A 21,591-nucleotide genomic window follows, 5' to 3' on the forward strand; every position below is an offset into this window, starting at 1 on the left:
GTTCCTTTACTCGGGGCCAGTTATATTTGGTTGTGTCTGTGTATGGTTTAGCTTTTATTAAAAAGTCACGCCAGCTTGGAAAATAACATTTGCGTATGGTGTGCATTCACCAGTACGAATCACTGCGCGGCTGTTATGAGTTCGTTGTTTAAATTCTTCATGAGTGATGTAAGTAATCGAAAGCGGTTTACCGCAACGCGCTTCTTCTGTTTTGATTAAATCAATCAGTGCTGCGTGGTGTTCTGGGCTTACTTTCGCAAACTCTTCCGCAATCACAACGCCTTCGATTTGAGATTCATCCAGCATGGTTTTTACGGTTTGCTGAAAGCTTGGGACACCGTGAGTCAGTGCAAGGTCTATGCGTGTTACGTGGTCTGGAATCGGCAAGCCTGCGTCACAAATCGTGATTTCATCTGTGTGGCCAAGAGTCGCCACTAGGTAAGAGAGTTCAGAGTTTATTAGAGTACTTTTTTTCATATCACGACCTATCGAAAAATAACGTTTGATGGGTTGAGAACAACTCAAGAAAAGTCATCGAAACGTTTCGATAGTGATAATAGTGTTTGATTTATCATTTGCACTATTCACTTTCTTAGAGTGTGATAACGATCATCGAAACGTTTCGATGAGGTGTTTTTTGGTGATCTCAGTCACCGACATTGATTGCATAAACCCTTTTACGTGGCTTCAATTGATAGCGCATATCCAAACTTACTGATGGTAATGATCTGGACGTTTGGCGTTCTCAATCGCGCGAAGACATTGCGTAAGTTATAGACGACGTTTGCAAGGGCATGCGGTGACGAGAGTTGTCCGCCCCAGCACACATCAACAATATGTTCTCTCGAAATCGGCTTTCCCACATTTTCTATCAGTAAGCAGAGCACTGCTAATAGGTGAGGGCGCAAGGTGATTTTATTCCCTTGCTCGTTGGTAATAGTGCGAGCGTCGATATCAATGATTAAGCCGTTGAAGTCTATTGTGTGGTTCATCGTGTTTTTTGATCGTCTTATTCTGAATTGTGGAGATTGAGCGAAATTGGCTGCTTTTGGATCGGATAACTATTTAAGTGTGGTTATTTAAGTGTACGAATGGTCAAAGCGCGCGAATTATGCAGAATCGCATCACTCTTGAAAGTAAGCGTTCGTAAGTCTGCGTGAATAAAATCTAAAAATGGGATGGTTTGAAAATTGAGTGGAAGGTTTTATCTAGAAAAGATGTGTTTTTATTTCTTTATTATTCATGTGTTTATTTTGTTATTACTGATTATGTTGGCTGAAGTTACAAAGTGATTATATTTTTATTTATTTTTTTGTTTTCAGTGAGATTAACCTGCTTGCCAATTCGACGGGGTGTCGGATAACTCTAACAAGATTGTGTAGCAGGGGAAGACGTAGCAATCTTGATTTGAAATAAGTAAGGTCAAGCAGTAATGAACAACAAATATATTTTAAGCATCGCGATGATGTCTGCACTTGTGGCAAATAGTGTAATGGCAGAGGACAATGGTTTCTACTTAGGTGGTGCAATTGGTACAACTGGTATTGATGATGGTGGGCTTTATGAGGGCTCTTCAAGGCCCATTACTGTTGATGCAGAAGATCGAACATACAAGATAATTGCTGGATACCAATTCAATCGCATCGTCGCACTAGAGGCGCAATATACGAATTATGGCGACGTTGTTGCAAAAGATGCATTAACCAAAGATTCTTATACTTGGTCTCCAACTGCATTTTCGATCGTTGCTAATCTAGGTTACACGTTTGACAACGGAATTCGCCCTTTTGGCGTCGTAGGTTTGTCGACGATTGATTTAGACCAGTCGGCTCCGTTGCTTGATGATGATCGTGGTGACGCTATTCGCTATGGTTTCGGAGTTGAGTACACACCAAAACAGGCTGAAAACTTTAGCTTTAGGTTAGGTTATGAAGCGGATGCATTTGCGATTGAGAGCGATTCAGGTTTTGAAAATGATAAAGATCTCGTGATTGATTCATTTTATCTAGGCGCAACATACAACTTTTAAGTTTCACACTTTGTTAAACGGTAAATCGATTTCTAAATGGGGCGTCGGTTGGCTCAATCCGTTTGTCTGAAGTGGAAAAGCCGCAGTGTTTGCTGCGGCTTTTTTATGTCTAACTTAGGCCTCGCGGATATGAGCGGTGACGGAAACGACAGCGTGATCGGTACTGAATTGGTCGTGTTCGAAGCTTGGGTTAATCAGGTGGTGATCGAGCACGGTGTAGTGTGATATTTCCATCAAACTTGAGGAGTTCTGGCAGTCAAATTCGTTCGACATCAATATGTAGTCCAAGACTGAGCCTGATGCGCCGTAATAGTGAGTTGGTTTACGTTGTTCGAGCAAGTCTTCTTCGTGTAATTGATGGTAGAGATCCCAACTGTCTCTCAATCTAAAGTGTGAAAGCCAATGTTGGCTGGTTTCATCTCGATTCAACGAATAGCTCAACAGCCCTCTGAACTCATCGTTAAATAGGGGCTTGTTAAAGTCGCCCATCAATACAACGGGCTGGTTGGTGAGATAGCGTTGATTGGTAATGTATTGGTGTAGCAGTTGAGCTTCTAAACCGCGTTGAACACTCGATAGCCAAGAACCTAGTTGTTCCTGGTGAAGTTTAATCAGTGTATCGCTTTGTGGCTTTTGCTCTGCTGAACTGTCGCTGGGTTCTGCTGGCTCAACTTTTGGCTCAGTTGGGCGTTGTGATTTAAAGTGTACGACATAACAATCGGTTGAGCTTAAGTGAGGTAATTCAATGGTGGCGTGCACTGGCGTGCGGTTGAATGAAAAATTGTCGCTAAGGTTAAAGGCGGCAAGTAGGCTCGAATCCGGTGTGACAGGCTGAACATTTTCAATCGGGTAACGGGAAGCAATACCCACTACAGGGGAGGTGTATAGGTAATCATCTTCAACGTGTGCACTATCGACCACGGCAAAGTAGGGGTAACCGAGCTCATTCATTAGCTGCTGTAAAGATTCTGGGCTGAAGATCTCTTGAAAGCCAATCACATCGCAATCTGTTGAGCGAATCGCCTCAGCAATCCAATGTTGTTTCTTTTGCCATTCATCGAGGCTGTAGATGTTCTCAAAATCATAATAAGCATTCGGCGGCTCAAGGTAGTTCAAAAGGTTGAACGTTGAGAATGTTACTTGGTTTGGTTTGTTCAAGGTTGAATCCTATTGAAATTACTCTTTTAAGGATATCTAAAATATGGAGATATTGTTCGGAATTAGTCAGTTATTTTCATTTGATCTAGCGAAGGTCGTCGCTTTCTGCTTAAATTCTCTCCATTCGACGCGGTTAAGGTGTCGAGTTTAATTTTCTCTACGATCAGTCGGTCGTTTTCTTATGGTTTCACTATGAAAAAATATACCTCTCTCGCTCTTGTATTGTTGAGCACCTTTTTCTCTACATCGTCATTGAGTCAATCCCTTACGCCTGAATCGATTGAGCAAATTGAATCTCGTGTATCGGGACGCATTGGTATTGCTGTTTATGATTCTGCAACTAAGCAAACATGGAGTTATAAGGGCGACGAACGCTTTCCGATGATGAGTACCTTTAAAACCCTGGCTTGTGCGAATCTTCTCTATGACCATGAGAATGAAGGATTAGATTTAGAGTCTAAGGTTGGGGTTAATTCTGATGAGCTTATTGCTTGGTCTCCGGTGACTAAAGCGTTTGTCGGTAAAGAAATCTCACTCAGAGGCGCATGTGCTGCAACCATGGCAATGAGCGACAACACGGCCGCTAATATAGTGTTAGCTAGTATTGGTGGACCTAACGGGTTAACTGAGTTTTTGCGTTCCACGGGAGACAGAAAAACACGCCTTGATCATATCGAACCTGACTTGAACCATGCTCGTCCGGGAGATGAGCGTGATACCACAACACCAAACACTATGGTGAAAACGTTAAATAAATTGTTGTATGGCAGCGCCTTATCAGAAGAATCCAAAGCTCAACTCAAGACTTGGATGATAGATAACAAAGTCTCTGATGGGATGATCCGTTCGATTCTGCCTGATGGTTGGAAGGTTGCCGATAGATCAGGTGCGGGCGCTTATGGCTCACGTGCTATCACGGCTATCGTGTGGAGTGAAAATCGCGCTCCGTTGATCATCAGTATCTCTCTTACGGAAACCGAGTTAACCATTCCAGAGCGTGACACGGTGATTAACGAAATTGGTGAACTTATCTTTGATGAGTACCGCGTTAAATAGTTAGGGCGTGTCGTATTTCTCTAGACTGAACCCGAGTAATTTGTAAATAAACCGTCAGAGATGAAGTGCTGATGGTTTTATTAGTTATTACATGATGTTAGATTTGAACCTATACTTGTTTTAGCGGTGTGCATTCAAAGCCGATTAATCAAGTTGAATATCGAATTCATAACATTTGAAGGGAGAGTCAAATGGGAACAGTTTTCCTAAGCAAAGCCTCGCAGCGCACTCAGTTTTTCAGGTTAAATTTAACTTCATGTGCAGTCATGCTGCCGCTTATTGCTCTATATCCCTCCGTTACACAAGCTTCTGATACCGAAACACCTGCCGTCACCGTAATTGAGACCACTCAACTGGTTGGTTTTGGTGAAGCGAAATATCCAGTCGATTTCACTCACTTTGATTACGTTAATCCCGATGCGCCAAAACTAGGCAAAGTGACCTATGGAAGCATTGGCACCTACGATAGCTTTAATCGATTCGGTTCTCGCGGCGTTGCTGCAAGTTATACCGGAGAGATTTACGATACCTTGATGTTTTCTCCGAGCGACGAGATCGATGCCTATTATCCATTGATCGCCTCAAAGGTTCGCTACGCCAGTGACTTCACTTGGATGGAAATCGATATCAATCCAAAAGCTAAGTTTAATGATGGCGAGCCTATTACGGCTCATGATGTGGCATTCACCTTTAATAAGTTTTCAACCGAGGGTGTGCCTCAATACCGTGTCTATTACAAAGAAATTAAGTCAGTCACCGCGGTTTCTGATTTAGTGGTACGTATTGAGATGGAGAAGCCAAACCGCGAGAAGTTGTTTAGCTTTGCCCAAAGCACTCGTGTATTGCCAGAGCATTATTGGAAAGACAAGAAGCTATCTGAACCTCTAAGTGAACCGCCGGTAGGAAGCGGCCCTTATAAGATCATCAGCTACAAATCTGGTCAAAGCGTGACTTACGGTTTAGATGAAAATTACTGGGCAGCCGACCTGCCTGTTAACGTCGGTCGTAATAACTTCAAAGAAGTACAATACGATTACTACCGTGACGACACAGTAATGCTAGAAGCCTTCAAAGCAGGGGAGTTCGATCTTCGAACCGAAAACTCAGCTAAGTTTTGGGCCAATTCATACACGGGCGCGAACTTCGATAAAGGCTACATCATCAAAGAAGAGATCAACCATGAGAAGCCAGAAACGACGCAAGGCTTCGTCTTCAACATTCAATCTCCTGTGTTCTCTGATCCTAAAGTTCGTGAAGCGTTAACCTACGCGATGGACTTTGAGTGGATGAATAAGAACATGTTCTACGGTCAGTACAAGCGAACTCGTAGTTATTTCCAAAACACCGACTATGAGGCGAAAGGCTTACCAAGCGAAGCTGAAGTAGCGTTGCTGTCTCAGTACAAAGATCAGATTCCTCCGCGAGTGTTTACCGAAGAATTCCAGCCTCCAGTCACCGATGGTAGCGGCCGTATTCGTAGCCAAATGCGTACAGCTTTCAAATTATTGAAGGAAGCGGGTTGGGTTCTGAAAGACAAAGTGATGACCAACGAAAAGACTGGCAAGCCGATGTCGTTTGAGTTGCTGATTTACAGTCCAACCACGGAGCGTATCGCAACACCTGTTCAGAAGAACTTGAAGCGCATGGGTATCGAGATGAAGATCCGTACCATCGATACGACTCAGTATATCAAGCGTCTTCGTGATCGTGATTTCGACATGGTGTCTTCGTCATTTTCTGCCAACCCTTATCCTAGCCCGAACTTAATGATTGTTTGGAACTCTAACTACATTGATTCTACTTACAATACTGCAGGTGTAATGGATCCAGTGGTTGACGCGTTAACAGAACAAATCGCGAGCAACCAACAGAATCCTGAAAAGCTTCTTACTTTAGGTCGTTCACTAGACCGAGTATTACAGTGGAACTTCTACAACATCCCGCAATGGCACGTTGGCGAGTACCGCGTAGCAATGTGGGACAAGTTTGAGCGTCCGGATGTATTGCCTAAATACGATTTAGGCATTGATACATGGTGGATTTCAGAAGAGAAGGCGGTATTGCTTCCTGAAAAACGTCGCTAGGAGTTAGTTAGCATGGCCGCGTATATATTTCGGCGTTTACTATTGGTGATCCCCACGCTGTGGGCGATCATCACCATCAACTTTTTCATCATTCAGATTGCGCCCGGAGGCCCAGTAGAGCAAGCCGTTGCTCAATTAGAAGGGCACAACTCTGGCATCATGGAACGCTTTTCTGGTGGTGGACAAGAAGTTGATTTGAGCGAAAGTGATCAAGCGTCTGCCAGTGGCTATAAAGGCTCACGAGGGCTTGATCCGGAAGTGGTTGAAGAGATCAAAAAGCAGTTTGGTTTTGATAAGCCGATTCATGTTCGCTACTTCGACATGTTGAAAAATTACGCGACCTTTAACTTTGGTGAAAGCCTGTTTAAGGGCGGTAACGTGATTGATTTGATCATTGAGCGTTTACCTGTCTCCATTTCCTTGGGGTTGTGGAGTACGTTAATCATCTATGTGATTTCGATACCCTTAGGCATTATGAAGGCGATACATCACGGTTCTCGCTTTGATATTTGGTCGAGTGCGGTAGTGATTGTCGGTTATGCGGTGCCGGGCTTCCTATTTGCAATAATCCTGATTATTTTGTTCGCGAGTGGTAACTACTTCAGTTGGTTCCCATTGCGTGGCTTGGTGTCGAGTAACTTTGATCAGCTCAACTGGTATCAACAAATTGGCGACTACTTTTGGCACTTAGCCTTACCTATTTTTGCGATGGTCATCGGCGGCTTTGCCACACTCAGTATGCTGACCAAAAACTCCTTCCTTGATGAAATCAATAAGCAATATGTGGTGACCGCAAGAGCGAAAGGTTTGGACGAGAGCAGTATTCTATACAAGCACGTTTTCCGTAACGCGATGTTGATCATTATTGCCGGTTTCCCAAGCGCGTTTATTAGTATTTTCTTCACGGGTTCTATGTTGATTGAAGTGATGTTCTCACTCGAAGGTATCGGTCTGCTTGGTTTTGAATCGACCATTCAACGCGACTATCCCGTGGTGTTCAGCTCTCTCTATATCATGACCTTACTTGGCTTGGTGCTGAGCATTATCTCCGACCTGACGTATACCTGGGTTGATCCTCGAATTGATTTTGAAGCGCGTTAATGGCGAACGAATAACAAGGTATTGATAATAAATGTTTAACAACCCTTTAGCTGAAGCTCGTTGGTTACGTTTTAAAGCAAACAAGCGTGGTTTTATCTCCCTTTGGATATTTACCATTTTGTTTGGACTGAGCCTGTTCGCTGAGATCATCGCTAACGATAAGCCTTTATTGGTTTCTTATGATAATCAGTGGTTTGTGCCTGTTATCAATGAATATGCCGAGACTGAGTTTGGTGGCGAGTTTGAAACTGAAGCCGACTACAAAGACCCGTATGTTATCGAACTCATTGAAGACAGCGGTTACATCGTGTGGCCAATCATTCCGTTTAGCTACGACACGATAAACTTCGATATTTCAGGTGCGGTGCCATCTGAACCTGATTCTGTGAATTGGCTCGGAACCGATGATAAAGGGCGAGATGTATTAGCTCGCATCATTTATGGGTTCCGTATTTCCGTTTTATTTGGTTTTATTCTGACGATTGTATCGAGCGTGATAGGTGTCGTCGTTGGGGCAACCCAAGGCTATTACGGTGGTTGGGTTGATCTATTCGGACAACGCTTCATTGAAGTGTGGTCTGGTATGCCGACCCTGTTCTTGTTGATCATTCTGTCGAGTTTTATAGAGCCGAACTTCTGGTGGCTGCTCGGAATTATGGTGCTGTTCAGTTGGATGAGTTTAGTAGGTATCGTACGAGCGGAATTTTTACGCTGTCGAAACTTTGATTATGTGCGCGCCGCGCAGGCTATGGGCGTTGATGATAAACGCATTATGCTTCGTCACATGCTACCCAACGCGATGGTTGCATCGTTAACCATGATGCCATTTATTCTTTCTGGCTCAGTGACCACATTAACCTCATTAGACTTCTTGGGCTTTGGTCTTCCTGCAGGTTCGCCTTCGTTAGGTGAGCTATTGGCGCAAGGTAAAGCGAACTTACAAGCGCCTTGGCTTGGTATCTCTGCTTTCGTCGTACTTTCACTGATGCTCACGTTACTGGTCTTCGTTGGTGAAGCGGTACGTGATGCCTTCGACCCACATCAACAGAAGTAAGGATAGGTTATGACTTCAAATACAGTTCCTACTTCAGGGTCAACAGCAGAGGCTGCTAATGCATCTCCAGTTCTGACCATAGATAAACTGTCTGTCGGTTTCGGGCGAAAAAACTCGATAGAACAAGTGACACAAGATGTCTCTTTAGAAATATACAAAGGTGAAACGCTCGCGCTAGTGGGTGAGAGTGGTTCCGGTAAATCGGTCACGGCTAATTCGATTTTAAAGCTGTTACCTAAAGGCTCGTCCCACTACCTAAACGGTAAGATCAATTTCTCTGGCACCGATATTCTGAGTTGTTCAGAAAGGCAATTGCGCGGGATTCGTGGTGGTCGCATTGGGATGATCTTCCAAGAACCTATGGTTTCGCTTAATCCACTTCATCGAGTCGGAAAACAATTGGTTGAAACCCTCGCCATTCACCGAGGTATGCGAACCAACAAAGCGCAAGCCTTGGCGATAGAGTGGCTTTCAAAGGTGGGTATTCGTTACCCAGAGCAAAAAATTTCAGCCTATCCACATGAGTTGTCTGGTGGAGAGCGCCAACGCGTGATGATCGCAATGGCACTAATCAACGAACCTGAGCTGCTTATCGCTGACGAGCCGACAACCGCATTGGATGTATCGGTGCAAGCGCAGATCCTCGACCTTCTAAAAGACTTGCAGCAAGAGCTGGGTATGGCGATGCTTTTCATTACTCATGATTTAAGTATCGTTCGTAAGATTGCCGACAGAGTTGCAGTAATGAAAGATGGTCGCTTAGTCGAAAGTAACGACTGTCATACCCTGTTTAATGCGCCAGCTCACCCTTATACGCAAAAGCTGATCAACTCTGACCCGAAAGGTTTGCCTGTTCCTGTATCACCAGATAGCGAGCCTCTACTTAATGTTGACCAACTTCGAGTTTGGTTCCCGATCACGGGTGGCTTATTCAAGCGTACGATTTCGCATGTTAAAGCGGTCACTGATATGGAGTTCACCTTGAAGAAAGGACACTCCATCGGCCTCGTCGGTGAGAGTGGTTCGGGCAAATCGACAACGGGTATGGCGATATTGAAGCTGGTAGAAAGTGAGGGTTCAATTACCTACGCTGACGAACAAATTCAAGGCTTAAATCGACAACAGATGTTGCCGTTTCGAAGCCGTATGCAAGTGGTGTTTCAAGATCCGTTTTCGGCATTGAACCCAAGGATGTCAGTTGCTCAAGTGATTGGCGAAGGTTTGTTAGTGCATCAACAATTGGATGAGAGCGAACTCGACCAACGTATCTGTGACGTTATGAAAGAGGTCGACCTAGACCCTGAGACTCGCCACCGTTACCCAAACGAGTTTTCTGGCGGACAAAGGCAGCGTATTGCAATTGCGCGCGCTCTGATTTTAAAGCCAGAGTTTATCTTGTTAGATGAACCGACGTCGTCACTCGACAGAACGGTTCAAGCTCAAGTGTTGGATTTGCTGAAGTCACTTCAAGAAAAGTATGGCCTGACCTATTTGTTTATTAGCCATGATTTGAATGTCGTGAAATCCCTCTGTCATTACACCATCGTGATGAAAGCGGGTGAGGTGATAGAGAAGGGCGACACTGAGACTTTGTTTGGTAATCCGCAACATGAATATACCAAGCAGTTGGTGAATCTCTCGAACGTTGGTGGTGCTCTATAGCGTAGGTATTAGCACTAAAGCAAATGATGCCCTGATCAATTCAACATGGTCATTTAGTTGTTTTAAGATTACACTGCGACCAATATTCCAGAAGTACATATTTAGGTAGAGGTCACCATGGACCAAGAACATTACGAAGACGCTGATTACGAAGGCCAAGAGCTGGGCGAAGAAGGCGAAGAGATTGAAATTGAAGCCATTGGTATTGATGTTTCATCACAGCCAATTGAGCTCTACAAAGTGTTTAAAATTGCTAACCTAGTGAGTGGTGGCGGTGAAGCTAAACACATCATCTCTGAAGGATACGTAGCGGTAAATGGTGAGCTGGAAACGCGTAAGCGTCGTAAAATGTACGATGGCGACTTCTTTGAATTCAACCAAGAATACTATGTAGTGGTGTGTGATCAGCCAGTACAAGAAGAATCAGACAAGCCGAAAAAGAAAGAAGCGCCTAAAAAAGATAACAAGGCGAAGAAAGGTCAGTCTAAAAAGGATTCTAAGAAGAAAGAGTCTAAGAAAAGCAAAGCTGAAATGCTAAGCGCAAAGGCTGAACCAAAGAAAGAGAAAAAAGAGAAGAAACCGAAAAAGAAAGCGGATACGCCTAAGCCAACACGTGACGATAAAAGCGGCCGTAATTCGATTGAATTCTTCTAAACTATAGTTCTAAGCGACGGCTCTAAACTGCTTTTCTAAAACGAATCTTTTAAAACTATTCGTTTGAACATCAAGCAACGTTAGACCTCGGTTTTACGTTAAGCAGATATCAAAAGGCTCACTAGTTAGTGAGCCTTTTTTGTTGGTGTAATTTAGCTTCCGGCCTAATTTTCTTTTTGATTAGCCACAAACTCCACAAACTCCACAAACTCCACAAACCTATCCCTGAGTGGATTTTCACTCTTCCCATTCCATATCAACCCCACTGGCCAAGTGGCGTATTCACCTTCTAACGCAATGAATTCCACATCGGTGTTACTAATGAACTGAGCACTGTTAGGAACAATGGTGAAGCCGATATTGGCAGAAACCAAGGCAAGCAGGGTGAGAATATCATCGGCTTCTTGCGTTTTTGATAAGTCGATTTTATTCGCAAGACAATATTGTTGAATCTGTCTGTCTAATCCGGGGCCACGATGTTGGGTCAGCTTTAGATAAGGCCATTTCGATAACTCAGAGACGACGAGATTTTTGCTTGGCGCTTGCTTGAGAAGATCTTTGTGTATCGCGACCACAAGTGAATCATTGAACAGCGTTAGGCTTTCTAAATCCGATGATTCTGGTATCCGATTGAAGCTGATATCGAGATCATGGCTCAATAACTCATCTGTTTGTTGCTTGGAAGGTGTGTCATTTAAGGTGACATGAACGTCTGAGTACCGTTGTTTATAAGCTGCAATAAGCTTGGGTGCTTTATGATAAGTAGACACGCCAAAGCCAATGTTCAAATGTCCCTGAGTCCCGTTCACCACAGAGCCTGACAGCTGCTCAAACGCTTGCATTGAATGAACCAAACGTTGGGCTTCTGCCAGTAACGTTTTTCCTGCGTGCGTGAGCTCTGCGCCATTCCTGCCACGAGAAAACAGAGATGCCCCAATGTTGGATTCAAGTCGTTGAATCTTTTTAGTGAGTGCCGATTGAGTGATGTAGAGCTGCTCTGACGCCAAACGGTAATTTCCCGATTTAGCGAGCTGACAAAATGCCTTCAGTAGATCAAATTCCATTCCAAATGCTCATTGAATTGAGAATATGTTTCATTATATGGAATTGAATTGATTTTTTATACTAGGTTCATACCAATCAGATAAAGCAAAGCTTGAGGACGAATCATGAAGAAAGACATCAAAGTAGCGTCGGTTCAATTTAACCACCACGCAGGTGATAAGGCGTATAACTTATCCATTATAGAGCAATATGTTCAAAAGGCTGCGGACAGTGGCGTGGAGATCGTCAGTTTTCCTGAGATGTGCATCACTGGCTACTGGCATGTGTCTGCTTTATCTCGCGATGAAATTGAAGTGCTAGCGGAACCTGTACCGAGCGGTGAATCCACTCAAAAGTTAGTTTCACTGGCAACGCAATTTGGCATGAGCGTTGGCGCGGGCTTGATAGAGCAGGGTACTGATGGCGAGTTATACAACAGCTACGTATTCGCCATGCCAAATGGAGAAGTTCAGAAACATCGAAAACTGCACACCTTTGTTAGCTCTCACATGAGCAGCGGAGACCAATACACGGTGTTCGATACGCCGCATGGTTGCAAAGTTGGTATCTTGATTTGTTGGGATAACAACTTGGTCGAAAATGTCAGGATCACTGCTTTGAAAGGGGCCGATATATTGATTGCGCCACACCAAACGGGCGGTTGTCATTCACGAAGCCCGAATGCGATGAAGCGTATTGACCCAGAGTTATGGTTTAACCGAGATGAAAACCTAGATGCGATTCGTGCTGAAATGCAGGGCAAGAATGGCCGCGAGTGGTTAATGCGTTGGTTGCCTGCAAGAGCGCACGACAACGGTATGTTTGTTGTGTTTAGTAATGGTGTCGGCGTTGATATGGATGAAGTAAGAACAGGCAATGCGATGGTCCTCAGCCCTTATGGTGAAATCATTGCTGAGACCGATAGTGTTGATAACGATATGGTGATTGCTGAGCTAAAAGCAGAAGAGTTAGACATGTGTACTGGTAGACGCTGGATTCGTGGCCGTAAGCCAGAGTTATATCATTCACTCACACAACCTCTTGGTCATGAACTTGATCCGCACCAAGCGCGTTTTGCTGAGAAATAATGGTGTAAACGTTGGTGGAAAAGGATGTACTAGGGACGGTTGAAAGGGAGGGGAAGCTGGAAAGGAGAGGAGGGTTCCTGATGTAGTCTACCCACTTAAATCATGTTTAAGTGGGTAGACTATTTACACATCAAGCATCAAACGTCTGAGTTCTATTCTCAGTGTCGAGTGCGAGAAGAAGTCAGTTCTGATGCGCGAAGCTGAGCAACGGCTTTCGCCAATTCAAGCTGAGCTTGTGCGAAGTTAATGTCTATGTTGCCCTTGTTGATGTTCTCTAGAGCCGCATATTTCGCCTCTTCTGCACGAGCGCGGTCAATGTCTTTACCATGCAAGGCAGTGTCGGCTAACACCGTAACCACATCCGGTTGAACTTCCAGCATCCCACCAGAGACATACAGCACTTGGCCTTCTGATTTAGGGTCCGTGACAAACACGGTTACGCCCGGTTTGATCTTACTGAGAAGCGGAGAGTGACCGGGGCGAATCCCCAGTTCACCGTCAGCGCCAGAAACAGCTAGGGCATACGCTGGACCTGAAAACAGCGTACCTTCCGCACTTACAATATTAAGTTGAAATGTATTATCTGTGATTCCGATAGCCATTGTGCACCTACCTGTTAGAGTGATTTCGCTTTGTTAAGCACTTCGTCGATAGAACCACAGTACAAGAACGCTTGCTCTGGGATATCGTCATATTCACCGCTTAACAGGCCTTTAAAGCCTCTTAGTGTTTCGCTTAGCGGTACAAAGACACCTTTCTGACCAGTAAACACTTCGGCTACGTGGTAAGGCTGAGTTAAGAAACGTTCAATCTTACGAGCGCGAGATACGGTCTGTTTGTCTTCAGTAGACAGCTCATCCATACCAAGAATCGCGATGATGTCTTTTAGCTCTTTGTAGCGTTGCAGTGTTGTTTGTACTTTTTGTGCAATGTCGTAGTGCTCTTGGCCAACCACAAGTGGGTCTAACTGGCGAGAGGTTGAATCCAATGGATCAATCGCAGGGTAGAGGCCCAATGCCGCGATATTACGAGACAGTACAACGGTCGCATCTAAGTGAGCAAAGGTTGTTGCTGGTGATGGATCGGTCAAGTCATCTGCAGGTACGTATACCGCTTGGATAGACGTGATAGAGCCTTGTCTAGTTGAAGTGATACGCTCTTGAAGCACGCCCATCTCTTCAGCTAGTGTTGGTTGGTAACCTACTGCTGAAGGCATACGACCTAGCAGAGCTGATACCTCAGTCCCGGCAAGTGTGTAACGATAAATGTTATCAATGAACAACAGTACATCACGACCTTCATCACGGAAGCGCTCAGCCATAGTCAGGCCCGTAAGTGCTACACGTAGACGGTTTCCCGGTGGCTCGTTCATTTGGCCGTAAACCATGGCTACTTTGTCTAGTACACCCGCTTCTTTCATCTCGTAGTAGAAGTCGTTACCTTCACGAGTACGCTCACCTACACCGGTAAATACAGAAAGACCTGAGTGGGCTTTGGCGATGTTGTTGATAAGCTCCATCATGTTGACGGTTTTACCTACACCAGCACCACCGAACAGACCAATTTTACCACCCTTAGCGAATGGGCAGATAAGGTCGATTACCTTAACGCCTGTTTCTAAAAGCTCAGTGCTGTTTGCTTGTTCTTCATAAGAAGGGGCTTCACGGTGAATCTCGTAGTTCTCTTTCTGACCGATTTCACCACACTCATCGATAGGTTGACCAAGCACGTTCATGATACGGCCTAATGTTTCTTCACCCACAGGAACCGTGATTGGAGAGCCTGTGTTTTCAACCGTTAGGCCACGACGTAAGCCATCTGAAGTACCCATTGCAATACAACGAACGATATTGCTACCCAGTTGTTGCTGTACTTCCAATACTAACGAGCTTGCTTCGTCGCTAGTCACTTTCAATGCATCATAAACGCGTGGGCTGTTGCCGCCGCTGAACTCGACGTCAACCACCGCGCCGATTACTTTAACTATTTTTCCAACACTCATTCTTAAATCCTCAAATTCTGTTCTTAACCCAGTTTTTTCTAGCCCTAGACAGCTTGGGCACCTGAGACTATTTCACTCAGCTCTTGGGTAATGGCAGCCTGACGCGCCTTGTTGTAGACCAACTGCAAGTCATCAATGAGTTGGCCTGCGTTATCAGTCGCCGCTTTCATAGCGACCATTCGGGCTGCTTGCTCACAGGCAATGCTCTCAACAATGCCTTGATACACTTGCGATTCGATGTATCGATGTAACAGTTCTGAGAGTATGTCTTTGGGTGCTTGCTCATAGATGTAGTCCCAACGACGTGCTTTTTTAGGCTCACTACCTTCCCCTGTGTCTGAAGGGTGGGGGAGCAACTGCAAGGTCGTTGGCGCTTGAACCATGGTGTTGACGAACTGGTTGTAAACGAGATACAAGCTATCGATCTTGCCTTCGTTGTAATGCCCCAGCATCGCGTTCACCGTACCTAAGATGTCTTCTAACTTAGGTGTGTCGCCAAGACCTGACGTTTGTGCAATAACGTTGCCGCCGCGGTGGAAGAACGAGATAGCCTTAGATCCCACTAAGGTTGTTTCTACCTCGACTCCCTTGGTGCGCCATTGCTCCATTTCTTCTAACACTTTCTTGAACAAGTTTGAGTTCAAGCCACCACACAAGCCGCGATCGGACGAGATAATGATGTAAGCAACACGCTTAGGTTCACGCTGTTGCAGGTAAGGGTGCTGGTATTCCAGCGAACCCGATGCAACATGAGAGATAACTTTTCGCATGTTCTCGGCGTAGGGGCGAGTTAGCGTCATGTTGTCTTGAACCTTGCGCATCTTACTTGCTGCAACCATTTCCATTGCGCTAGTGATTTTCTGAGTGTTACTAACACTGGCTATCTTGGTGCGAATTTCTTTAGTACTTGCCATAATCTGCTCCTATTTGTTTTGATTTCCAGCTAACAAACCGGAGCACTTACCAAGCTTTCATCCCAACAAAACCTTCTAGGATCTCTTTAAGAGCGCCATCGATTTTGTCGTTGTAATCGCCTGTCGCGTTGATTTTTTCGAACAACGCAGGGTTTTGACCTTTGGCGTAAGCAATCAGCTCTTCTTCAAAACGGGCAATGTTGCTTAGCTCAACACCGACCAAGTAGCCTTTCTCTGCCGCGTAGATAACCGTTGCTTGCTCAGCGACTGACATAGGAGAGTATTGTTTTTGCTTCATTAATTCGGTAACACGCTCACCGTGGTCTAGCTGTTTGCGCGTCATCTCATCTAAGTCAGAAGAGAACTGAGCAAAGGCCGCCAGCTCGCGGTATTGAGCCAATGAAGTACGGATACCACCAGACAGTTTCTTGATGATCTTGCACTGCGCCGCACCACCCACACGAGATACCGAGATACCTGGATCTACTGCAGGACGTAAGCCTGAGTTAAACAATTGGGTTTGAAGGAAAACCTGACCGTCGGTGATTGAGATTACGTTGGTTGGTACAAACGCTGATACGTCACCCGCTTGAGTTTCAATGATAGGAAGCGCCGTTAATGAGCCTGTTTGGCCTTTCACTTCACCGTTAGTGAACTTCTCTACATACTCTGCATTCACTCGTGCTGCACGTTCTAGTAGGCGTGAGTGAAGGTAGAATACGTCGCCAGGGAAGGCTTCACGACCCGGTGGGCGTTTCAATAGCAATGAGATTTGACGGTAAGCAACGGCTTGTTTTGATAGGTCATCATAGATGATCAGTGCATCTTCACCGCGGTCACGGAAGTATTCACCCATGGTGCAACCCGCATAAGGGGCTAGGTATTGAAGCGCTGCAGACTCTGATGCTGACGCCACAACGACGATGGTGTTTTTAAGCGCATCGTGGTCTTCGAGTTTACGAACCACGTTAGCGATAGTGGAGGCTTTTTGGCCAATCGCTACATACACACATTTGATGCCAGAATCTTTCTGATTGATGATCGCATCGATAGCTAACGCTGTTTTACCCGTCTGACGGTCACCGATGATAAGTTCACGTTGACCACGACCGATTGGCACCATGGTATCAACCGCTTTGTAGCCAGTTTGAATAGGTTGATCAACAGACTTACGTTCGATTACACCGGGTGCAATCACTTCTACAGGGTCGAGTCGGTCACAACTCACTGGGCCTTTGCCATCGATTGGCTCGCCTAATGTGTTCACGACACGGCCAAGAAGTCCATTGCCGACGGGTACTTCCAAGATACGACCTGTACCTTTCACTTTCATACCTTCAGAGAGGTCAGTGTAGGGGCCCATAACCACGGCACCTACTGAGTGGGTATCGAGGTTAAGTGCGAGTGCGTATTTACCACCTGGTAGCTCAATCATCTCACCTTGCATAACATCAGCAAGGCCATTGATTGTGATGATGCCATCACGAACTGATACGATAGTGCCTTCATTGCGAGCCTCGGTGCTCACATTAAATTTCGAGATGCGCTCTTTGATTAGATCGCTGATTTCATTTGAATTTAATTGCATAATTGTTACCTATCTCGCGTGAAGTTGATGAGCCAATCGGTCAATTGATGTGTTTAAAGAACCATCGATAACGGTTTCACCCGCTTTGATGACCATTCCACCTACTAACGTGTCATCAATAACCTGCTTCATTTCAACCTGACGCTCTAATTTCTTCTCAAGTGCAGCTGTTAATGACGTAACTTGATCCTGTGTCAGCATTTCAGAACTGGTGACAGTGACAGGCACTACACGTTCATGTTCGTCCTTTAGCTCGCAGAACAATTCAAACAGGTCTCTTACAACAGAAAGACGGCCGTTCTCGGCCAAGACTCTAATAAGATTAATGACGTGGTCATCAACGAGTCCTTGGCAAATATGAATGATGAGGTTTGCCAGCTCTTCTGTTTGGTGTGTAGAAGCCCCTTCAGCTGAAGAAATCTGACTAGCGATCGTTTCTTCTTCCGCGACAGCCACAAGAATGGACAGCATTGAGTGCCACTCTTGTAACTGGTTTTCACCTAAAGCAAATTCAAACGATGCTTTGGCGTAGGGATGAGCAATATTGGTGTAATCTGACATATTGCCTCTCCTTAGAGTTCGCTAATCATTTGGTCAACTAGCGCTCGGTTCGTTGCGGAATCTAGGTTTTTGATAATCAGTTTCTGTGCACTTTGAATCACTGCATCTGCCATATCCGCCTGAAGTTCACGGCGTATCTTTTGGCGTTCGCCTTCTAGCTCAGCTCTACCTTGTTCTAAGATGCGTGCCTTTTCTTGCTCGGCTTCTTGTTGCGCTAAGCTGATGATTTCGTTACGGCGTTTTCGGCCTTGCTCAACCAGTTCAGTCACATCTTTTCTTGCATCTTCGATGAGTTGCGCGCCATTTGATTTTGCTAGTTCTAGCTCTTTCGCAGCGTTCTCTGAGTGGCGTAAACCATCAGCGATTTCTTTTTGGCGCTCGTCTAACATCGCGGTGAGAGGGGGCCATACATATTTCATGCACAGCCAAACAAAAATCACGAATGAGATTGCTTGTCCAAACATGCTTGCATTTAAGTTCATACCTTCCTCACTAAATCTTGATTATGTATAAATCGATCTTTCAAAGCGGTTTGATTAAGCCACGGCGAAGATGATGTATAGACCGATACCAACACCGATCATCGGTACTGCATCCACAAGACCCATCATGATGAAGAATTGAGTACGAAGCATTGGAGTAAGGTCTGGTTGACGCGCAACACCTTCAAGGTATTTACCTGCTAAGTTACCAATACCAGATGCTGCACCTGCTGCACCTAAACCGATCAGTAATGCACCTGCTACATATAAAACTGCGCTTACGATATCCATTTGTATCTCCGAAAATAATTTGTTAGTTAATTTTTTAGTTATTAATTAGTGGTGTTCTTCTGTTGCCATTCCTAAATAAACAACGGTCAGTACCATAAATATAAATGCTTGTAAGAATACGATTAATATGTGGAATAAGGCCCAAGGTACACTCAGTGCCCACTGCATCCACCAAGGCATTAGTGCAATAAGGATGAATATCATCTCGCCTGCATACATATTTCCGAATAATCGTAAGCCTAGTGATATTGGCTTTGAAATTAATGTTATTAATTCAAGAACTAAGTTAACAGGATATAAAAGAGGGTTATCAAATGGCTGAGTAGTTAGCTCTTTGATAAAGCCTTTCAAACCTTTATTTTTAAATGTATAGGTTAACAGTAGAATAAACACACCGAGTGCCATCGACATTGGTATATTTACGTCTGCCGTTGGTAGGTCTCTAAAGTGCTCTAGACCCACAGCTCGAGTTAACCCCGGGATTAAATCAATGGGTAATAGGTCGACTGCATTCATTAACAGCACCCAAACAAAAGTGGTTAATGCCAGTGGTCCTATTAATTTATCTTCCGCTTGAAAAATCTCTTTGACGAGATTATTGACGAAGTCAAAGACAAGCTCGATAAAACATTGAAAACGACCTGGAACGCCGCTAGTGCCACGAGTGGCTACATACCGAAATGCACCGATGAAAAGTAAACCTGTAATCCAAGATACCAACATCGAGTCAATGTTAAACGCCCAGAAACCATCACCTGTAGTTAAGAAGGTTAAGTGATGCTCTATGTATTCGTGAGCGGTAGTTACTTGATCCATACTACGCGTACTCCGATCTATTAGAGGCGGTAATAAACGGTGTTAAGAAGTATCCAACCATAGTAAAGATGTACGCATATAATATTACTGGGTTATCCAATTTGAAAAACTGGAACGCCAAGATAAACATTAAAAACGTATATGTTATTTTTACGACACGACTCATTTGCATTAAGTCACGTAAACTATAATTAGGATTCTTACGCACCTTTAGGCTTGCATATATAAATCCAAACAGCGGTGGCAACATCGCAATTACGATGCCCAAAGCTGATGATTCCATATCTACTTTATTACCAAAAAACACTTCATATAAAACTACACCGATGGCTAATACTATTTGGCAGAGAACAACTCTTTTAGCGGCAACAAGGATGTCGCTACTAATCCCATTAAGCCTCATAATAAAACCTTATGTTAAACAGTGTAAGTTAATATAAAACACAGTTTAAATTTAACTTGTTACTACATTTCACTTGTTAATAACACTTGATTTGCTTTAAAGAAAAACCCTTGCTGGTTTTATATCTCCTGACGAAATTAAACGGATTAAGCTAATTCGCTATCGTTTCGACAAAATATAAATTACGCCTAAAATTATGTGATCAAAACGACAAATATCGACATCAATAATTCCATTTTTGAAAGATATATTTTTCATTTATGAAAGTAATAGTTTTATTACTTTATTCATGAATATTTAAGATGCTTTATCCTCATGAAAAAGAGGGGATTTTTAGGAGGGTTCAGCGAGCGAAATTATCAATTTATGATCTTATCAATTAAGACTATTCAAACACTTAGGTTCATTTTCAAGTTGAACTGCGAAGTGTGGTTTTGGCCATGGTTACGCTTGTTTGAGCCAATGATGGAAGAGCTCTTTGTTCTGGGAAATTAAACGTACGTCGCTCCTTATCAATAAGCGAATAATTTTTATATTGTTGTCAGCTTGTCACTATTTGCGTGCGAGAGAGTGAAAATTCAGCGCCTAAATGTTGATGATATAGGAGTGAAGTGGGGGGATTGGGTTTATGAGAAGCATGGTGCGGAGAAGAAACACCGAGTTTTGAGGAAGTAAATGGCAGCAAAACGCTGCCTAATTTACTCAATCTAGGCTCAGTTATTACTCTTCATAACTGAGGTATTGAATACATAAGTCATGGAAAGCCTGTGCTTGTGGTGAGATCGTACGATCAGACAATCTGAAAATACCAATTTGTCGTTGCAAGGGCGGGTCAATTAACGGAATCCACACCAAGCGGGTTTCATTCGTTGGGAAAGCCAGCTTAGGTAGCGTGGTCACGCCTATCCCGAGCTCTAACACCGAAAACAGCGAGGTAATGTTCTCGACTGAGTATAGGGCTTGTTCGCTGAGCATGCGCGCAGGCGTTGGGTCTAGTAGGGTGCAAGTCCCGTTCCGAATGAAGGGCTGTTTTAACAAAGTTTGCCATTCGATTCCTTCCCGTTGAGAGGCAATAGGGTTGTCTTTGAGGCACACCACACCGATAGGATCAGAAAGTAAAGGCGTGAAGTCGATGCTCTCTTCTTCTAAATGGGAGCTATTGCCGAGGGCAACATCCACCTCGCCAGAGAGTAACCTTGCTTCTACACCTGCCGCATTATCATCAATCAAACTCACTTCTACATTAGGGTACTGCTCACAAAAAGCCCCTAAAACACTGGGGATTAGTTTTGCGGCTACCGAAGGCACGCTCGCTATTCGAACTCTTCCTTGTTGTCCTGCTGCCGCTGCGCGTAGGTCATTGTCTAATGCTTTGTAAACATTCAGGAATTGAATGATTTTTGGCAGGCATATTTCCCCGAAAGGTGTCAGGGTTGATTTGTTGCCTGTTTCAAACAGTGGCTGACCAAGTATTTTTTCTAGCTCTTTTATCGACGTAGAAAGTGCCGCTTGCGAGCGATTTGCGCGGTGAGATGCTGCTCGAAATCCGCCTTCTTCGACCACTAAAACAAAATGTTTTAACTGTTGTAGCTTAATACTCATGG

The 21,591-nt window shown here is 44.3% G+C and carries 22 protein-coding genes; 8 read left to right on the forward strand and 14 right to left on the reverse strand.

Annotated elements, in window-relative coordinates:
• Positions 1-57 precede the first annotated feature (57 nt).
• Both rbsD and BCV39_RS14055 read right to left on the reverse strand, forming a co-directional pair.
• Positions 58-477 (reverse strand): D-ribose pyranase, encoded by a 420-nt coding sequence (gene rbsD / locus BCV39_RS14050; RefSeq protein ID WP_102433585.1) that lies wholly within the window; start codon positions 475-477, stop codon positions 58-60.
• Positions 478-677: 200 nt separating this feature from the next.
• Positions 678-992, reverse strand: coding sequence for a winged helix-turn-helix domain-containing protein (locus BCV39_RS14055; protein WP_057621940.1), 315 nt, complete (start codon positions 990-992; stop codon positions 678-680).
• Between the two features lie 440 nt (positions 993-1,432).
• Here BCV39_RS14055 and BCV39_RS14060 point away from each other — a divergent pair, with 440 nt between their 5' ends.
• The gene (locus tag BCV39_RS14060) at positions 1,433-2,029 is read left to right on the forward strand and encodes a porin family protein (protein WP_060981484.1); all 597 of its coding nucleotides are present in this window, start codon (positions 1,433-1,435) and stop codon (positions 2,027-2,029) included.
• Between the two features lie 114 nt (positions 2,030-2,143).
• Here BCV39_RS14060 and BCV39_RS14065 read toward each other — a convergent pair whose 3' ends face one another.
• The gene (locus tag BCV39_RS14065) at positions 2,144-3,187 is read right to left on the reverse strand and encodes an endonuclease/exonuclease/phosphatase family protein (RefSeq protein ID WP_102431250.1); all 1,044 of its coding nucleotides are present in this window, start codon (positions 3,185-3,187) and stop codon (positions 2,144-2,146) included.
• Positions 3,188-3,379: 192 nt separating this feature from the next.
• On the opposite strand from BCV39_RS14065, the gene bla reads away from it, so the two are divergent.
• From bla to BCV39_RS14095, 6 genes are all read left to right on the forward strand, one after another.
• Entirely contained in the window at positions 3,380-4,243 is an 864-nt protein-coding gene (gene bla, locus BCV39_RS14070; protein WP_102431249.1) for a class A beta-lactamase, read from the forward strand.
• Positions 4,244-4,434: 191 nt separating this feature from the next.
• Entirely contained in the window at positions 4,435-6,327 is a 1,893-nt protein-coding gene (locus BCV39_RS14075) for an extracellular solute-binding protein (protein WP_102431248.1), read from the forward strand.
• A 12-nt stretch (positions 6,328-6,339) separates the two neighbouring features.
• Complete coding sequence (locus BCV39_RS14080; protein ID WP_004730359.1) at positions 6,340-7,428, forward strand: microcin C ABC transporter permease YejB; 1,089 nt, start codon at positions 6,340-6,342, stop codon at positions 7,426-7,428.
• A 31-nt stretch (positions 7,429-7,459) separates the two neighbouring features.
• Positions 7,460-8,482, forward strand: coding sequence for an ABC transporter permease (locus tag BCV39_RS14085; RefSeq protein ID WP_048608646.1), 1,023 nt, complete (start codon positions 7,460-7,462; stop codon positions 8,480-8,482).
• 9 nt (positions 8,483-8,491) lie between these two features.
• A complete protein-coding gene (gene yejF, locus BCV39_RS14090; RefSeq protein ID WP_102431247.1) occupies positions 8,492-10,144 on the forward strand; it encodes a microcin C ABC transporter ATP-binding protein YejF in 1,653 nt (550 codons plus the stop codon).
• 117 nt (positions 10,145-10,261) lie between these two features.
• The gene (locus tag BCV39_RS14095; RefSeq protein WP_102431246.1) at positions 10,262-10,798 is read left to right on the forward strand and encodes an RNA-binding S4 domain-containing protein; all 537 of its coding nucleotides are present in this window, start codon (positions 10,262-10,264) and stop codon (positions 10,796-10,798) included.
• A 164-nt stretch (positions 10,799-10,962) separates the two neighbouring features.
• Here BCV39_RS14095 and BCV39_RS14100 read toward each other — a convergent pair whose 3' ends face one another.
• Positions 10,963-11,862, reverse strand: coding sequence for a LysR family transcriptional regulator (locus BCV39_RS14100; protein ID WP_102431245.1), 900 nt, complete (start codon positions 11,860-11,862; stop codon positions 10,963-10,965).
• 105 nt (positions 11,863-11,967) lie between these two features.
• On the opposite strand from BCV39_RS14100, the gene BCV39_RS14105 reads away from it, so the two are divergent.
• The gene (locus BCV39_RS14105) at positions 11,968-12,930 is read left to right on the forward strand and encodes a nitrilase family protein (RefSeq protein ID WP_102431244.1); all 963 of its coding nucleotides are present in this window, start codon (positions 11,968-11,970) and stop codon (positions 12,928-12,930) included.
• Positions 12,931-13,088: 158 nt separating this feature from the next.
• Here the strand turns inward: BCV39_RS14105 and BCV39_RS14110 are convergent, their stop codons facing one another.
• The 10 genes from BCV39_RS14110 to BCV39_RS14160 form a co-directional block, all read right to left on the reverse strand.
• The gene (locus tag BCV39_RS14110; RefSeq protein ID WP_048660327.1) at positions 13,089-13,532 is read right to left on the reverse strand and encodes a F0F1 ATP synthase subunit epsilon; all 444 of its coding nucleotides are present in this window, start codon (positions 13,530-13,532) and stop codon (positions 13,089-13,091) included.
• 14 nt (positions 13,533-13,546) lie between these two features.
• Positions 13,547-14,932 (reverse strand): F0F1 ATP synthase subunit beta, encoded by a 1,386-nt coding sequence (atpD, locus tag BCV39_RS14115; RefSeq protein ID WP_019820615.1) that lies wholly within the window; start codon positions 14,930-14,932, stop codon positions 13,547-13,549.
• Positions 14,933-14,976: 44 nt separating this feature from the next.
• Entirely contained in the window at positions 14,977-15,846 is an 870-nt protein-coding gene (gene atpG / locus BCV39_RS14120) for a F0F1 ATP synthase subunit gamma (RefSeq protein ID WP_102431243.1), read from the reverse strand.
• Positions 15,847-15,892: 46 nt separating this feature from the next.
• Entirely contained in the window at positions 15,893-17,434 is a 1,542-nt protein-coding gene (gene atpA / locus BCV39_RS14125; RefSeq protein ID WP_102431242.1) for a F0F1 ATP synthase subunit alpha, read from the reverse strand.
• 9 nt (positions 17,435-17,443) lie between these two features.
• The gene (locus BCV39_RS14130) at positions 17,444-17,995 is read right to left on the reverse strand and encodes a F0F1 ATP synthase subunit delta (protein ID WP_048608584.1); all 552 of its coding nucleotides are present in this window, start codon (positions 17,993-17,995) and stop codon (positions 17,444-17,446) included.
• Positions 17,996-18,006: 11 nt separating this feature from the next.
• Positions 18,007-18,477: a F0F1 ATP synthase subunit B gene (locus tag BCV39_RS14135; RefSeq protein ID WP_102431241.1), complete on the reverse strand. Its 471-nt coding sequence runs from the start codon at positions 18,475-18,477 to the stop codon at positions 18,007-18,009.
• A 54-nt stretch (positions 18,478-18,531) separates the two neighbouring features.
• A complete protein-coding gene (atpE, locus tag BCV39_RS14140; RefSeq protein WP_004730405.1) occupies positions 18,532-18,768 on the reverse strand; it encodes a F0F1 ATP synthase subunit C in 237 nt (78 codons plus the stop codon).
• Positions 18,769-18,813: 45 nt separating this feature from the next.
• Positions 18,814-19,584, reverse strand: coding sequence for a F0F1 ATP synthase subunit A (gene atpB, locus BCV39_RS14145; protein ID WP_048608583.1), 771 nt, complete (start codon positions 19,582-19,584; stop codon positions 18,814-18,816).
• A gap of 1 nt (position 19,585) precedes the next feature.
• Complete coding sequence (locus BCV39_RS14150; RefSeq protein WP_048608582.1) at positions 19,586-19,987, reverse strand: ATP synthase subunit I; 402 nt, start codon at positions 19,985-19,987, stop codon at positions 19,586-19,588.
• Between the two features lie 720 nt (positions 19,988-20,707).
• On the reverse strand, positions 20,708-21,589 hold the full coding sequence (locus BCV39_RS14160; RefSeq protein ID WP_048608581.1) for a LysR family transcriptional regulator: 882 nt from the start codon (positions 21,587-21,589) through the stop codon (positions 20,708-20,710).
• Positions 21,590-21,591 lie beyond the last annotated feature (2 nt).

This window comes from Vibrio sp. 10N.286.55.E10 (genome assembly GCF_002872555.1).
Classification (GTDB): Bacteria; Pseudomonadota; Gammaproteobacteria; order Enterobacterales; family Vibrionaceae; genus Vibrio; species Vibrio crassostreae.

What these genes read in the sequence shown, in the direction of transcription:
- BCV39_RS14055 (WP_057621940.1), bottom strand. Translation starts at nt 992, where the DNA reads ATGAACCACACAATAGACTTCAACGGCTTAATCATTGATATCGACGCT.
- BCV39_RS14150 (WP_048608582.1), bottom strand. Translation starts at nt 19,987, where the DNA reads ATGAGGCTTAATGGGATTAGTAGCGACATCCTTGTTGCCGCTAAAAGA.
- BCV39_RS14135 (WP_102431241.1), bottom strand. Translation starts at nt 18,477, where the DNA reads ATGAACTTAAATGCAAGCATGTTTGGACAAGCAATCTCATTCGTGATT.
- bla (WP_102431249.1), top strand. Translation starts at nt 3,380, where the DNA reads ATGAAAAAATATACCTCTCTCGCTCTTGTATTGTTGAGCACCTTTTTC.
- BCV39_RS14075 (WP_102431248.1), top strand. Translation starts at nt 4,435, where the DNA reads ATGGGAACAGTTTTCCTAAGCAAAGCCTCGCAGCGCACTCAGTTTTTC.
- atpE (WP_004730405.1), bottom strand. Translation starts at nt 18,768, where the DNA reads ATGGATATCGTAAGCGCAGTTTTATATGTAGCAGGTGCATTACTGATC.
- BCV39_RS14080 (WP_004730359.1), top strand. Translation starts at nt 6,340, where the DNA reads ATGGCCGCGTATATATTTCGGCGTTTACTATTGGTGATCCCCACGCTG.
- atpG (WP_102431243.1), bottom strand. Translation starts at nt 15,846, where the DNA reads ATGGCAAGTACTAAAGAAATTCGCACCAAGATAGCCAGTGTTAGTAAC.
- BCV39_RS14130 (WP_048608584.1), bottom strand. Translation starts at nt 17,995, where the DNA reads ATGTCAGATTACACCAATATTGCTCATCCCTACGCCAAAGCATCGTTT.
- BCV39_RS14105 (WP_102431244.1), top strand. Translation starts at nt 11,968, where the DNA reads ATGAAGAAAGACATCAAAGTAGCGTCGGTTCAATTTAACCACCACGCA.
- BCV39_RS14110 (WP_048660327.1), bottom strand. Translation starts at nt 13,532, where the DNA reads ATGGCTATCGGAATCACAGATAATACATTTCAACTTAATATTGTAAGT.
- yejF (WP_102431247.1), top strand. Translation starts at nt 8,492, where the DNA reads ATGACTTCAAATACAGTTCCTACTTCAGGGTCAACAGCAGAGGCTGCT.
- BCV39_RS14100 (WP_102431245.1), bottom strand. Translation starts at nt 11,862, where the DNA reads ATGGAATTTGATCTACTGAAGGCATTTTGTCAGCTCGCTAAATCGGGA.
- BCV39_RS14060 (WP_060981484.1), top strand. Translation starts at nt 1,433, where the DNA reads ATGAACAACAAATATATTTTAAGCATCGCGATGATGTCTGCACTTGTG.
- atpD (WP_019820615.1), bottom strand. Translation starts at nt 14,932, where the DNA reads ATGAGTGTTGGAAAAATAGTTAAAGTAATCGGCGCGGTGGTTGACGTC.
- atpB (WP_048608583.1), bottom strand. Translation starts at nt 19,584, where the DNA reads ATGGATCAAGTAACTACCGCTCACGAATACATAGAGCATCACTTAACC.
- rbsD (WP_102433585.1), bottom strand. Translation starts at nt 477, where the DNA reads ATGAAAAAAAGTACTCTAATAAACTCTGAACTCTCTTACCTAGTGGCG.
- atpA (WP_102431242.1), bottom strand. Translation starts at nt 17,434, where the DNA reads ATGCAATTAAATTCAAATGAAATCAGCGATCTAATCAAAGAGCGCATC.
- BCV39_RS14085 (WP_048608646.1), top strand. Translation starts at nt 7,460, where the DNA reads ATGTTTAACAACCCTTTAGCTGAAGCTCGTTGGTTACGTTTTAAAGCA.
- BCV39_RS14160 (WP_048608581.1), bottom strand. Translation starts at nt 21,589, where the DNA reads ATGAGTATTAAGCTACAACAGTTAAAACATTTTGTTTTAGTGGTCGAA.
- BCV39_RS14095 (WP_102431246.1), top strand. Translation starts at nt 10,262, where the DNA reads ATGGACCAAGAACATTACGAAGACGCTGATTACGAAGGCCAAGAGCTG.